The following is a 12,931-nucleotide window of genomic DNA, read 5'->3' as shown; positions in this document are numbered from 1 at the left end:
AGATGGCGGCAGAGCTCGGCCTGCCCCAGGTGGCCGACGTGGCCGAGCTCTGCCGCCATCTCGGGGAGATCCGCAACCGCCCCATCACACTGGTCCCTCTGCCGATGCCCGCGACGCACCCGTGCGGCATGTGGGTCGCCGCGCGCGACGAGGACCTCATCTTCTACGACGCCAACACCACCAGCGCGCATCAGGAGCACATCATCTTGCACGAGCTGGGCCACATCATCTGCTGCCATCGCGGGGCAGGCTGGCTGGACGAGGAGAGCGCTCGTCTCCTCTTCCCCAACCTGGACCCCGCCCTCGTGCGCGACATGCTTCAGCGCGCGTCCTACGACGACGTCCAGGAGCAGGAGGCGGAGATCATCGCCTATCTGCTCTCCCAGCGGCTGCTCTCCCGGCGGACGGGCGGCACCGGGAGGAGAAAGGGCGTGCCCCCGGCCGAGGGAGCCGGGGGCGGTGGCGACCAGGGCACGAAGTCCGCGCACAGCGCCGTGCTCAGCCGGATCGAGCGCACCCTCATCTGACGCGTGTCCGTCACCCGCCCGGTGTCCGTCCGACGTCCTGCGGCTCCCTCGTCTGACGCCCGTCCGTCGTCCCGCGCCCCCGTCCGGCGCCTCCCCGGTGCCGGCCGCCCGCCTCGCCGGCCGCTCACCCCTCGCCGGCCGCCACCTCCTCGGCCAGGACCGACACCGCCCGGCGGATGTCCTCCTCGCGGTGCTCGCTGGTGACGAAGAACCGCAGTCGGGCGAGTCCCTCCTCCACCGCGGGGTGGAAGATCGGGTCGGCGATGATGCCCCGGTCGAACAGCCGGTCCGCGACGTGCAGGGTCCTCGCCGAGTCGCCGAGGATGCAGGGCACGATCGGGGTGTGGGCGCTGGTGCCCGTGGCCAGGCCGGCCGAGGTGGCCAGCCCCAGGAAGAGCTCCGCGTTCCGCCGCAGCGTGCGCACCCGGTGCGGTTCGGCGTCGATCAGCTCGGTGGCGGCCAGCGCCGCCGCCGCGTTGGCCGGGGTCAGGCCGACGCTGTAGACGAAGCCCGGCAGCGTGTGCCGCAGCCAGCGCACCATCCGGGCCGAGCCCGCGAGGTAGCCGCCGCAGCCGGCGAACGCCTTGGACAGGGTGCCCATCCACACATCCACGTCGGACCGGTCGACCCCGAAGAACTCGCCGACCCCACGGCCGCGTTCGCCCACGGTGCCGATGCTGTGCGCCTCGTCGACCATCAGCAGGGCGCCGTAACGTCTCTTCAGCTCGATCGCGGCGGGCAGGTCGACGAGGTCGCCGTCCATGCTGTAGGCGCCCTCGACGACGATCAGCACCCGCCGGAACCGGGACCGGTTGAGCCGGAGCAGATGCTCCAGCCGGTCGAAGTCGTTGTGGGGGAACGGACGCCGTGCCGCCCCGGACAGCGCACAGCCCTGAAGGATGCTGTCGTGGGCGAGCGTGTCGTGCAGCACGAGGTCTCCCGCGCCGACGAGGTGCCCTATCGCGGTGACATTGGTGGCATGGCCGCTCACCAGCGTCAGGCAGTCCTCGACCCCGAGGAAGCCGGCGAGCGCCCGCTCCAGCCGTACGGTCAGGTCCCGTTCGCCGGAGAGCACCCGGCTCGCGGAGACCGAGGAACCGTACCGGTCCACGGCCCGGTGCACGGCCTCGTTGACCGCCGGATGCCCGGAGAGTCCCAGGTAGTTGTAGCTGCCGAAGGACAGGTACGACCGGCCGCCGACCACGGTCGTGTCGCGGATGGTGCCCTCATGGACCCGGAAGTACGGGAAGGCCGCGCCGCTGCCGGCGATCGAGTCCAGCTGTTCCTCGAACTGCCGGACCTCCGGGAAGTCGTCGATGCGCGCGGTGCCCGCGTCCCACTCGGCCCGGGGCTGCCCGGACGGCCCGGACGGCTCCGTCTGCGTCCGCCGGGGCGGCCCCGCCTGCGTCTCCTGGAGCGTCCGCGTCCGTATCTGCCGGGACGGCTCCGCCGGTATCTCCCGGAGGGGCCCCGCCGGTGTCCGCCGGAGCGGCTCCTTCCGTGTCTGCCGGGGCAGCGGCACGCCGGAGGCCGGCGGCTGCACGAGGTACGGGTCGACCAGTGCGATCAGCCGCGCGATGGTGAGGCCGGGCGAGAACACCTCGTCGGCGCGGAAACCCGGTACGCGCTTGGCGAGGTTGGCCTCCAGCTCCTGGAGCATCAGCGAGTCGAAGCCGAGGTCGGCCACCAGTTCCATCCGCTCGTCCAGTTCGGCGAGGGGGAAGACACCGACCCGCGACACCTCTTCGAGCACCACGGGCGCGGCGGCTCCGCCACCGGCCCGCACCGCCTCGGGGACCGGCTCGAAGGACGCCCCGGAAGCCGTCCGGGGAGGATCCGCCGGAGCGGGCCGGTCCGCCTCGCGGGCCGACAGGTCGACCGCCCAGTGATGGCGCGGGGCGAGCGGGCTCGGCGGCAGGGTGCACGGAGGCGTCCGCTCCGTCACCGGACGGATCCCCGGCTCGGTGACCACACGCTTGGCCAGCTGGTGCAGCTCGGCCCTGCGTTCCTCGGCGGGCAGCGTCCCCGGCTCCGGCAGAGCGGCCTCGCGCGGCTCGTGCGGCTCGCCCGGGGACACCGTGCCGGCCACCTGCCCCGGCCCGAGCTCTCCCGTCCGCCCCGCCTCCACGGCCTCGGCCGCCGCGGTCAGCCGGCTGACGGCGTCCTCGGTGTCCTCCACCACCAGGGCGAGACGTTCCGCGAGGGGAGCCCTGTGCGCCAGAGTCCGCGCCACCTCGGCCGGCGACAGCCGGTCGGCGGCGATGGTGTCCGCCACCTCCCGGGCGTAGCGGGCCAGCCCGGCCCGGTCCCGGGCGCTGAGCACCAGAAGGTGCGGGCCCTCGTCCGGTGTCCGGCGCGCCGGCTTCGCGGCGTGCTCCTCCACCACCAGGTGGACACCGGTGCCGCCGAAGCCGAAGGCGCTCACCCCCGCCCGGCGCGGCCGTCCGTCCTCCGGCCAGCGGACCGGATCCGTCGGGATGGTCAGCCGTGCGGCCTCCAGCCCGGAGGGGTCGGCCGGCTCGAACTCCGGCTGCGGCGGTACCACTCCCCGGTGCACGGCCAGGACGGCCTTGATGAGCCCGGCCATTCCCGCGGCGCCGAGCGCGTGGCCGACCACCGCCTTCACCGCGCCGAGGAAGGCGGGTGCGGCGTCCTCGCCGCGCAGGGTGCGCAGGGCGTCGAGCTCGACCGGGTCGCCGACCACGGTTCCGGTGCCGTGCGCCTCCAGGTATCCCACGGCGCCCGGCGGCAGGCCCGCGTCCCGGTAGGCCCGGCGCAGCGCCCGGAGCTGGCCGTCCGCCTGGGGTTCCATGCCGCCCTGCACGGTCCCGTCGTTGGCCGTGCCCACTCCGCGGATCACCGCGTAGATCCGGTCGCCGGCCGCCAGCGCGTCGGCCAGGGGCCGCAGCACCAGGATCCCGGCGCCCTCCCCCAGGACGAAGCCGTCGGCCTCCGCGCCGAACGGCAGGCATCTGCCGCTGCGCGAGATGGCGCCGACCCGGCACAGCCCCACCAGCAGATCGGGGGTGAGCAGCAGCTGGGCGCCGCCGGCGAGGGCGATGCGGCAGCGGCCCGCGCGCAGGGCGAACACGGCGTTGGCCACGGCCATGAGCCCGCCGGAGCACGCCGAGTCCAGCGCATAGCTCTCGCCGTGCAGATCGAAGACCGAACTGATCGTGTTGGGGCCCATGTTGAGCAGGAGTCCGGCGACGGACGTGCCGCGCAGACCGTCGACCGCGCGGACCGTCTCCGGCCACCGGGGGTCCGACGCCCGCGCCCCGAACTCCCCGCCGGCCAGCTGGCGTATGCGGATCTGCAGGGTGCTGATCTCGCGGTAGCCGCTGTCGGTGAGCGAGGTGATCACCGAGGTCTCCTCGCGGTCGAAGCCCTCGATCTCCCAGCCCGCGTCCTGGATCGCCTCACGGGCGAGGTCGATCAGCAGCCGGTGCTGGGGGTCCATCGTCCTGGCCCGGCGCGGCGGGATGCCGTAGTGCGCCGCGTCGAAGTGGCCGACGTCGGGCAGCAGCGCCATGGTGTCCGTGTAGACGGAGGACGGGTCACGGACGTCGTCGCTGAGGAAGGCGGCAAGACGCCACCGCGAGTCCGGGACGGTCGAGAACTGCGCTTGGGGGGCCGTCAGCAGCCGCCAGTAGTCGTTGACGTTCCGTGCGCCCGGGAACCGGCAGGCCATCCCCACGATCGCGACGTCGTCACGCCGCGCGCTCGCTGAGTCCACTGTGCATCTCTCCCTCTCACCGATGTCACCCGGTGGTGGCCGACCGCTCGCGCCACCAGTCCACCGTCGCCTTGATCTGCTCGTCGAGGGGCGTGGCCCGTACCGTGAACTCCGCCTCGTAGGCGCTGGAGTCGACGACGAACGGACGGTCGAACTGGTAGCGGACCTCCTTCAGTTCACGGAGCAGCGGGGAGAAGACCGACGCGACGCCCAGCACGGCGGACGGCAGCCCGCGCACCTCCACCGGCCCCGTTCCCGCCTCGGCGGCGAGGCGGTTCACCATCTCCCGGACGGACAGCGCGGGTTCCGTCGGAACGTGCCAGGCCCGCCCCCAGGCCCGTTCCTCGCCCGCGACCTCGACCAGGGCCCTGGCGACGTCGGGGACGTAGGTCCAGCTGTGCGGGGCGTCCGGGTCCCCGAGGGCGGAGACCGGCTTGCCGCGCAGCAGCCGGGGCATGACGCGTGCGGCCAGGTGACCGCCGTCGGTCACACCGGGCCCGAAGAAGTCCGAGGCCCGTACCTCGACGGCCTTGATGCGGCCCTGTTCGTGCAGGTCCCGCGCCTGCTCCCAGACGGCGGCGCGCACCCGCCCCTTGGGACCGGTCGCCGCGAGCGGCAGCTGTTCGGTCAGGGGGCCGTCCACCGGACCGTAGCCGTAGAGATTGCCCAGCATGACCAGGACGGCCCCGGTCGCCTCGGCCGCCGCGCAGACCGACGAGGCCAGCGGCGGCCAGTCGCTCGCCCAGCGGTGGTAGGGCGGTGCGGCGCAGTGGTAGATCGCGGCCGCGCCCCGCGCGGCCTCGGTCAGCCGTCTGCTGTTCGTCGCGTCCAGGGCGATGTGCTCGATCCCGGGCTCCGGACTCCGGCCCGACCTGGTGATGACCCGTACCGAGTGCCCCTTGTCGGCCAGCAGCCGTGCGGTGGCCGCCCCGGCGGGCCCATGACCCAAAACGACATGTAAGCTCACGGCCGCACACTAACCCGAACACGTACTGTTGGTCAGGTACGCGCCATTCAAGAGCGGAATCCTCGATTCCCGGCCGGCCGCGACGGCTCCCGGCGGCTTCCCTCCGGGCACCGCACCCCTCTCCCCCGTTCTTCTCCCTCTGCTCTTCCTCCGCCGGCACCCCTTTCCGCCGGCACCGCCCCGGGACCCCGGCGGCGCGGTGACCGCGCCCGGACCGGCGGCGAGCGCGGTCACGCCGTCCTCACGGACGGGAGCCCGACGGATTCCCGCCGGAACGACACCGGAACGACACCGGAAAACGGCATCGGAACGGTGCTCCGGCACGACAACCCCTAGCATCCGGGCATGACCACTGCAGACATCGACAGCACCTCCCCCCTCGCCGTGGAGATCGGCGCCCTCCAGGGCGGTTCCGCGCATCTGCGGCAGTACGCCGGGCAGGTCGTGCTCATCGTGAACGTGGCGTCCAAGTGCGGGCTCACCCCGCAGTACGCCGGGCTCCAGCGGCTGCACGAGCGGTACGCCGAGCGCGGGTTCACCGTGCTCGGGGTGCCGTGCAACCAGTTCCTGGGGCAGGAGCCGGGCAGCGCCGAGGAGATCGCCGAGTTCTGCTCGACGACGTACGGGGTCACCTTCCCGCTGACCGAGAAGACCGAGGTCAACGGAGAGGGACGGCACGCGCTCTACGAGCGTCTGACCGCCTTCCCCGACGCCGGGGGGCATCGGGGGGACATCCGCTGGAACTTCGAGAAGTTCCTGGTCGGACGGGACGGCAGGGTCGTCGCCCGCTTCTCCCCTCAGACCGAGCCGGAGGCCCCCAAGCTGGTCGCGGCCATCGAGGCGCAGCTCGCCTGAGCGCCCGGCCCGCACCCGTCCCACGGGGGTTGACCCCGCCCCTGGGGCAAGGACGAGGGTCCTTCTCGCCGGGCGGAACAGGCCGCCCGGCGACGGAGGATGACACGGTGGACGAAGAGCTGCTCACCATCGGCGCGTTCGCCGCGCGGGCCCGGCTGTCGGCCAAGGCCCTGCGGCTGTACGACCGTCTCGGCCTGCTGGTCCCGGCCCATGTCGACACCGCCGGCGGTTACCGCTACTACCGGGCCTCCCAGACCGAGCGCGCCCGGCTGGTGGCCCTGCTGCGGCAGCTCGACATGCCGCTCGCCCGGATCGCCGAAGTGGTCGAGGCGGACGGGGCCGAGGCCGCCGAGCTGCTCGCCGCCTACTGGGCGGACGTCGAGACACGGGTGGCCGGGCAGCGGGCCCTCGCCGAGTACCTCCGTGCACGACTGTCGGGGAGGAGCTCCGAGATGTACGGCAGGTTCGAGGTCGTCATGACCGAGGTGCCCGAGCAGGTGGTGATCAGCGAGACCCGGCACACCCTCGCCGGTGAGCTGCCCGCGTGGATCGGGGCGTCGCTGACCCGGCTGGGCGCGGCGGCGGACGCGTGCGGAGGCGTCACGGGTGCGCCGTTCGTCGTCTACCACTCCGAGGTGTCCATGGAGAGCGACGGTCCGGCCGAGTCCTGCGTCCCCGTCGCCGACGAGGCGGCGGCCCGGGCGTGGGCCGGAAAACGGGGGCGGGCCTGGGAGACGACGGTGCGGGTGGAGCCGGCCCGGCGGCTGGCGTACACCCGGATCACCAAGGCACAGGTGGCCTATCCGCAGATCCTGGCCGCGTTCGAGGCGGTGGAGCAGTGGATCGCCGGGCAGGGGCTGGAGAAGGCGGGGCCGTGCCGGGAGGTGTACTTCGCGGACTGGGACGCCTCGGGACCGGACGACGCGGTGTGCGACGTGGCGTTTCCGGTGCGGTGGTGAAGCGACGCCCGAGGCGCCCATGGCGCCCGTGACACCGGTGGCATCAGGGATGCAGATGGCGCCAGTGGCACTCATGGCACCCGTGACGCCAGTGCCGACGAGATGATGCGGACGCGCCGGTCCCGGGCGGAGGCCCCGGGGCCGGCGCACGGTCATCTCAGCTCGTCCGGGCAGGGCGTGCCCCGCGGCAGCTGGTACGGCGAGGCCAGCCGGTACGTGCCCGCCTTCGGCGCGAGCAGCACCGTCCACCGGTCGCCCCTGTGGTCCTCCTCCGCCTCCATCAGACAGCCGTTGACGTTGTCGTACGTCTTCGGCCCGTCCTCGGCGCGCTCCTCGGACTCCTTCGTCTCCTGCGGCGGCTCCAGGCTCTCGCCGTTCTCGTCGACGAGGCTGAGCCAGGGCGAGTAGGGGATGCGGATGAGGACGCGTCCCGGCTTGTGCACCTGGAGGGTCATCTCGCCCTGCTCGGCGCGGATCACGGTCGCGTGGGGCTCGGCGAGCGGCGTGGGGTCGACGACCTCGAACAGCTGCCAGTTGGCGTCGCCCCAGATCTGCTTCAGGTACGGCATGCCCTGCTGCACCAGGGCGCGCTCCTTCTCGCCGCCGTCGCCGTCCGGGGCGTCCTTGGGCAGGACCACGTAGTGCACGGCCCAGCGCCGGAGCCACTCGTGGTAGTTCGTCGCGTTGAGCGTGCCGTCGTAGAAGATCGGGTTGCGCTTCATGTCGGCCTGGCGGTTCCAGCCGCGGGCCAGGTTGACGTACGGCGCCAGCGCGGAGGCCTCGCGGTGGGAGCGGGCCGGGACCACCTCGACACGGCCCTTCTCCGCGCCGACCAGTTGCAGCTGGTTGACGAGAGGGGCCAGTTCGCGCGCCCAGGAGGCGGCGGGGGTGGTGTTGACGATGTCGTCGACCGACTTGAAGCCTATCCAGCCGGCGAAGGCGACGAAGGACAGCACGAGCGCGTACCACTTGCGCGAGCGCGGCACCGCGTACGGCAGCGCCGCCACCAGCGTCACCCCGGCGAACAGCATCGCCAGCCGGGTGATGTTGGAGCCGATCTGGGAGCTGATCAGCCAGACCAGGACGACCGCCAGGCCGTACACCGCCGCGGTGATCCGGACCGTCTTCCACTCACGGGGGACGAGGACGAAGACGAGCACCGCGAAGATCAGGGGCATGATCATCGAGCCGAACGCCATCGGCTGGGTGCCGGAGAAGGGGAACAGCCAGGCCGAGACGGCCACCACCGCGGTCGGGCCGAGCCCCAGCGACCAGGCGCCCGGGCGGCGCTTCTGCAGGAACAGCGCGACCGCGACCAGGCCGACGAACAGCCCCGCCACGGGCGAGGACATGGTGGCGAGCGCGGCCAGCGGGGCCGCGACCAGCCCCTTCACCCAGCGCTTGTAGCGCCAGCGGTACGGCCAGCAGAACACGGCCGCGACCGCTCCCAGCGCGAACATCGTGCCCAGGCCGAACGTCACCCGGCCCGACAGCGCGTTGCACAGCAGCCCGAAGACACCGGCCAGCGCGGCCCACAGGGGGTTTCTGACCGCACGGCTGCGGATGAGGATCATCGTCAGCAGGCCCGCGGAGAGCGTGCCGGCGATCATCATCGTCGTACGGACGCCGAGGAGCGACATCAGATACGGCGAGACCACGCTGTACGACACCGGGTGCATGCCGCCGTACCAGGCGAGGTTGTACGCCGAGTCCGGGTGCCGGCCGACGAACTCGGCCCAGGCGTCCTGTGCCGCGAGGTCGCCCCCGCTGTTCGCGACGGTGAAGAACCAGACGATGTGCAGCAGGCCCGCCAGGGCCATGACGGACAGGGCGGGGTGACGCAGCACCTGCTCCCGGACGGCCATGACGACGGTCCGGGCGCGGGATCCGCGACCGCCCGTGCGGCCGTTTTCCGCGCCGGTCGCGGCCGTGTCCGTCCGCAGGTCGGTGCCCGGGTCCCGGTCCGCGTCGTCGGCGTGCGTCGGCTCCGCTGTGGCCACCTGAAGGTGCTCCCCGTGTCCCGTTCCTGTCATTCGCGGCCGCATTCCGCGGCCGGCGACGTGCCCGCTTGGGGACGCTAGCACGCAGCCCGTCCGGGCAGCCCCTGACGGGCTGCCCGGACGGGCTGTACGGGGCGGCGGCGCCCGCAAACGGCGCGCGGGCAGCCGCCATGGATCAGCCGATACGCGTCAGTTTGTCCGTGAAGCCCGGCTCGACCAGGTCCTTCTGCAGGGCGACCGGGACCTGTATGGCGCCGTCCTTGCCGTCGCCGACGGTGAGCGTGCCCACCTTGGTGCCGGCCTTCGCCTCGTGCGGCAGGGAGTCGGCGACGAGGTTCAGCCTCACCTTCAGACCGGACCAGCCGACCGCGGTGACGTCCTTGGTGACGACGACCGGGGTGCGGCCCCCGAGCCGGTCGTCGACATACCCGACGACGTCGCCCTTCTTCAGGATCTTCGCCGAGGTCGGCACGTCCTGCGCGGCGAGCAGCGCGGTCTTGCTGACCGCGTTGACCAGGTCGAGGGTCGACTGCGAACTGCGCTGGCTGAGGATCGCGCCGACGATCGTCACCGTCTGGCCGTCGACCTTCTTGCGGGTGGCGAAGAGCAGGTTGCCGCCGGCCGCGCTGGTGTTGCCGGTCTTGATGCCGATCGCGCCGATGGTGTACGGCAGCTGGTTGTGGTTGCTCCAGTACTTGCCGCTCGGGTCCGTCCAGCTGGCCACACTGGTGATGGCCACCATGGCCGGGATCCTCATGGCCGCGATGCCGAGCTTCACCTGGTCCTCGGCGGTGGAGACGGTGTTCTTGTCCAGCCCCGAGGGGTCGGTGTACGTCGTGTTGGTCATGCCGAGTTCCTTGGCGGTGTCGTTCATCTTCTTGACGAACTCCTCCTCGGAACCGGCGTCCCACCGCGCCAGCAGCCGCGCGATGTTGTTCGCGGAGGGGATCATGAGCGCGTACAGGGCCTGCTGCTGGGTGAGGACGTCACCCTCCTTGACGGTGTTGAGCGTGGACTCGCCCTCCTTGTCGTAGCCGCCCTCCTTCTCCGCCCGCGCATCGATCTTGATCTTCGGGCCTTCCTCGCCCGGCTTCAGCGGGTGTTCGCGCAGGATGACGTACGCGGTCATGGTCTTGGCGACCGAACCGATGGCGACCGGCTTCTGCTCGCCGAAGTGGTCCATCGTGCCGACGCCGTCGACGCTCATCCAGCCCTGGCCCGCGTTCGGCCAGGGCAGCTTCACCTTGTCGCCGTCGAAGGTGTAGGTGTCCTTCGCGGACAGCGCGAGCGTGGGGGTCGGCAGCGGGCGCAGGGCCTGCACGATCGCAAAGATGATCGCCAGGAGCACGACCAGCGGGCTCCAGATCTTGATGCGGCGCACCAGGGTGCGCAGCGGGGTCTCCGGCGGCGGCGGCGTGTTCGTCAGCTCGGCCAGCAGGTCCAGCGGCGGCTTGGGCGGCAGCGGCTGCTGGGTGGTGCGCTCGGGGCCGAGCTGCGGAACGGCGGCCGCGGCCTCCGAGGAGACCCTGGGCAGCGCGACGGTCTCCCCCGCGGACACGGGCGGCTGAGCGGGCCTCGGCTTGCGGGTCTCCGGGTCCTCGGGCGACTTGAGCGCGACGAACTTGCTGGTGCGCTCGCTGTCGGACTCGGCGGCGGGCTTGTCCGCCTTGCTCTGCTTGTCCGCCTTTTCCTTGCCTCGCTCGCCCTCTTCGGGCTTGTCGCTCTTCTTGAGGTCGACGGTCTTCTTGAGGTCGACGGCCTTCTTGACCTTCTCGAGCCTCTCGGCCTTTTCGGGCTTTTCAGTCTTTTCGGCCTTTTCGGCCGCCCCGGTCTTTTCGGCCTTCTCGAGCTTTCCCGCCTTTTCGGCGTCGTCCACCTTGAGTCTGGTGGTGGGCTGGTCGACCCGCGGCTTGGCGGCACCGCCGACCTTGAGCATGGTGGTGGGCTGGTCGACCCGGGGCTTGGCGGCGCCACCGACCTTGAGCATGGTGGTGGGCCGGTCCACAGGCTGCTCGCCGGACTGCTTGTCGCCGGTCTCCCGGCCGCCGTCCGGCTTCCGGCCCGGCTCCTGCGCGTCGTCGCCCCGGGGAGCCTTCGGCGCACCGTCGACGGCGCCGGCACCCTTGGCGCCCGCGCCGTCGGCATCGTTGTCGGAGCCGCCGTCCTCCTCACCGGAGTCCGCGCCGCCCTCGACATCCGAAATGTCCTCAGCGTCCGCGTCGTCCGCCCGTGCGGCGGCTTTCTCGCGCGGACGTGCGTCGGCCGATGCGCCGTCCTTCTCGCCGGAGCCGGAGTCCCGCGTCTCCTTCTCGCCCTTCTCCGGCTTCTCCGACCCCTCCGACCCCTCCGGCTCGACGGCGCCCTCGGACCGGACGTCGGCGGCTCCCGCGGCGTCCTTCACACCGCCGTCCTGCGGACCGCCGCCCTTCACCCCGTCGGCCGCCTTCTCCGCCCGGGCGTCCTCGCCCTCCCCGGCGCCTCCGGCGCCCTCGGCGTCCTTGCCGTCCGCCGTCAAGTCCCGCGTCAAAAGCACCCGCGTGGTCGTGTCGACGCCCCCACGCTCCTCGGACGCGTCCGACGACTCCGAATCACCCGCCGGCGAAAGCCGCGGGCCGCGCGCGCCGTCCCTGGCCTCGGGCACCGTACCCGTGCTCCCCGACGTCGGTTGTGCCGACGACTCGCGCTGCTTCGACCTGTCGGGGGACTCGCCCGCCACCGATGCCTCCTCCATGCGCCGCACGCCCTGCGCGCGGCTATCGAACCGTGATTCACGACCTGAGCCGCCACCCGGACGAAGCAGCCGTACCACACGGCCGTACCGCTGTCCGAGCCATGTACCAGTGTCCTGCCTGCGGACCAAGCCCCGGCGGAAGACGAGAACGACATACCTACCGGTTCCCTTACGAACCGGTCACGCACCCTCGACAGACCATTGTGAGAGGGGTCACCCTGTCATTCATCCACGCGGGGAGGCATGGATGGGCAGGAGCCGCAGAACACTTCCGGAGGAGCTTCTGCTGCTGGCACTGGACCCGGCCACGGGTACCACTGCACAGCCGCAGTCGCTCGACCTCGGTCTGGCCGGGGCACAGCTGGTGGAGCTGGCGCTGGCCGGACGGATAGCCCCGGACGGGGATCGTATCGCCGTGGTGATGCCACGGCCGACAGGAGATCCGACTCTGGACAGCGCGTTGGAGCTGCTGCGAAGGCGCGGCGCTCCGGTACGGGCCGTCCACTGGATCGGCGGACCACGTCTCGGACTGCGCCAGACCTATCTGGCGCACCTGGAGCGGTGCGGCATGGTAGCGGCCGTACCGGGCCAGATGTACGGAGTACTGCCGACGACGCGTTACCAGGCGACGGACACCGCCATCAGCCGGGAGATCAGGGCCCGGCTGGACACCGCGGTCCGCACCGGCGTGCCGCCGGACGCGCGGACGGCGGCGCTCGCCGCGCTGGCGCACGCGGTCGGCCTGGGCAAGCATCTGTACCCGGGCAACGAGGGACGGTCCTCGCGGTCCCGGCTCAGGGACCTGATCCGGCACGACCCCATGGGCGGACTCGTGGCGCACGCCGTGATGGACGTCCAGAACGGCGTGGCGTCCCAGCCGCGCCGCGGGCCGAGCGCGGCGGGCCGCCGTCAGGCCGCCGCACGGGCGAAGTCCACGGGGGAACCCGTCCGTGGTGTGCCCGCGCAGCCACGGCGCGGCTCCCTGGCCGGCCGTACGCCGGTGCACTGAGCCCGGTTCCGGACGCGGCCGCCGCGCGGGGCAAGGACCGTTCAGGGGGCCCTTGCCCCGCGCGGCGGCGCGGCGGCCGTGGGAGCGCCGGGGAAAGCCGGAGAACCCGGAGAGAGCCGGAGCGGAGCGAAAGGACCGCGGAGGGGC

Annotated in this window: 8 protein-coding genes; 4 read left to right on the top strand and 4 right to left on the bottom strand. The window is 72.4% G+C overall.

Annotated features, from left to right (window positions below):
* Positions 1 to 2: 2 nt before the first annotated feature.
* On the top strand, positions 3 to 527 hold the full coding sequence (locus CCN35_RS22180; protein WP_086794047.1) for a toxin: 525 nt from the start codon (positions 3 to 5) through the stop codon (positions 525 to 527).
* A 124-nt stretch (positions 528 to 651) separates the two neighbouring features.
* Here CCN35_RS22180 and CCN35_RS22175 read toward each other — a convergent pair whose 3' ends face one another.
* The gene (locus tag CCN35_RS22175; protein WP_268877202.1) at positions 652 to 4,263 is read right to left on the bottom strand and encodes an aminotransferase class I/II-fold pyridoxal phosphate-dependent enzyme; all 3,612 of its coding nucleotides are present in this window, start codon (positions 4,261 to 4,263) and stop codon (positions 652 to 654) included.
* A 25-nt stretch (positions 4,264 to 4,288) separates the two neighbouring features.
* The gene (locus tag CCN35_RS22170; RefSeq protein WP_086794045.1) at positions 4,289 to 5,230 is read right to left on the bottom strand and encodes an NAD-dependent epimerase/dehydratase family protein; all 942 of its coding nucleotides are present in this window, start codon (positions 5,228 to 5,230) and stop codon (positions 4,289 to 4,291) included.
* A 345-nt stretch (positions 5,231 to 5,575) separates the two neighbouring features.
* Between CCN35_RS22170 and CCN35_RS22165 the strand changes: the two genes are divergently transcribed.
* Together CCN35_RS22165 and CCN35_RS22160 are read left to right on the top strand one after the other, a co-directional pair.
* Entirely contained in the window at positions 5,576 to 6,085 is a 510-nt protein-coding gene (locus CCN35_RS22165) for a glutathione peroxidase (RefSeq protein ID WP_086794043.1), read from the top strand.
* 107 nt (positions 6,086 to 6,192) lie between these two features.
* Positions 6,193 to 7,044: a MerR family transcriptional regulator gene (locus tag CCN35_RS22160; RefSeq protein ID WP_086794040.1), complete on the top strand. Its 852-nt coding sequence runs from the start codon at positions 6,193 to 6,195 to the stop codon at positions 7,042 to 7,044.
* Positions 7,045 to 7,196: 152 nt separating this feature from the next.
* Here CCN35_RS22160 and CCN35_RS22155 read toward each other — a convergent pair whose 3' ends face one another.
* Positions 7,197 to 9,044 carry a hypothetical protein gene (locus tag CCN35_RS22155; protein WP_086794038.1) on the bottom strand — a complete coding sequence of 616 codons (1,848 nt, stop codon included), beginning with the start codon at positions 9,042 to 9,044 and terminating at the stop codon, positions 7,197 to 7,199.
* A 175-nt stretch (positions 9,045 to 9,219) separates the two neighbouring features.
* Positions 9,220 to 11,775: a hypothetical protein gene (locus CCN35_RS22150; protein WP_086794049.1), complete on the bottom strand. Its 2,556-nt coding sequence runs from the start codon at positions 11,773 to 11,775 to the stop codon at positions 9,220 to 9,222.
* Between the two features lie 247 nt (positions 11,776 to 12,022).
* On the opposite strand from CCN35_RS22150, the gene CCN35_RS22145 reads away from it, so the two are divergent.
* Positions 12,023 to 12,784: a GOLPH3/VPS74 family protein gene (locus CCN35_RS22145; protein WP_067396100.1), complete on the top strand. Its 762-nt coding sequence runs from the start codon at positions 12,023 to 12,025 to the stop codon at positions 12,782 to 12,784.
* Positions 12,785 to 12,931: the final 147 nt, after the last annotated feature.

The organism is Streptomyces thermovulgaris, assembly GCF_002155915.1.
Lineage (GTDB): Bacteria > Actinomycetota > Actinomycetes > Streptomycetales > Streptomycetaceae > Streptomyces > Streptomyces thermovulgaris.
Note: the sequence above shows the minus strand (reverse complement) of the source record. Positions and strands in the feature narration are given on the sequence as shown.

Bases quoted from the DNA above. Each gene is read 5' to 3' on its own strand.
- CCN35_RS22180 (WP_086794047.1), top strand. From the start codon at position 3: ATGGCGGCAGAGCTCGGCCTGCCCCAGGTGGCCGACGTGGCCGAGCTC.
- CCN35_RS22165 (WP_086794043.1), top strand. From the start codon at position 5,576: ATGACCACTGCAGACATCGACAGCACCTCCCCCCTCGCCGTGGAGATC.
- CCN35_RS22150 (WP_086794049.1), bottom strand. From the start codon at position 11,775: ATGGAGGAGGCATCGGTGGCGGGCGAGTCCCCCGACAGGTCGAAGCAG.
- CCN35_RS22145 (WP_067396100.1), top strand. From the start codon at position 12,023: ATGGGCAGGAGCCGCAGAACACTTCCGGAGGAGCTTCTGCTGCTGGCA.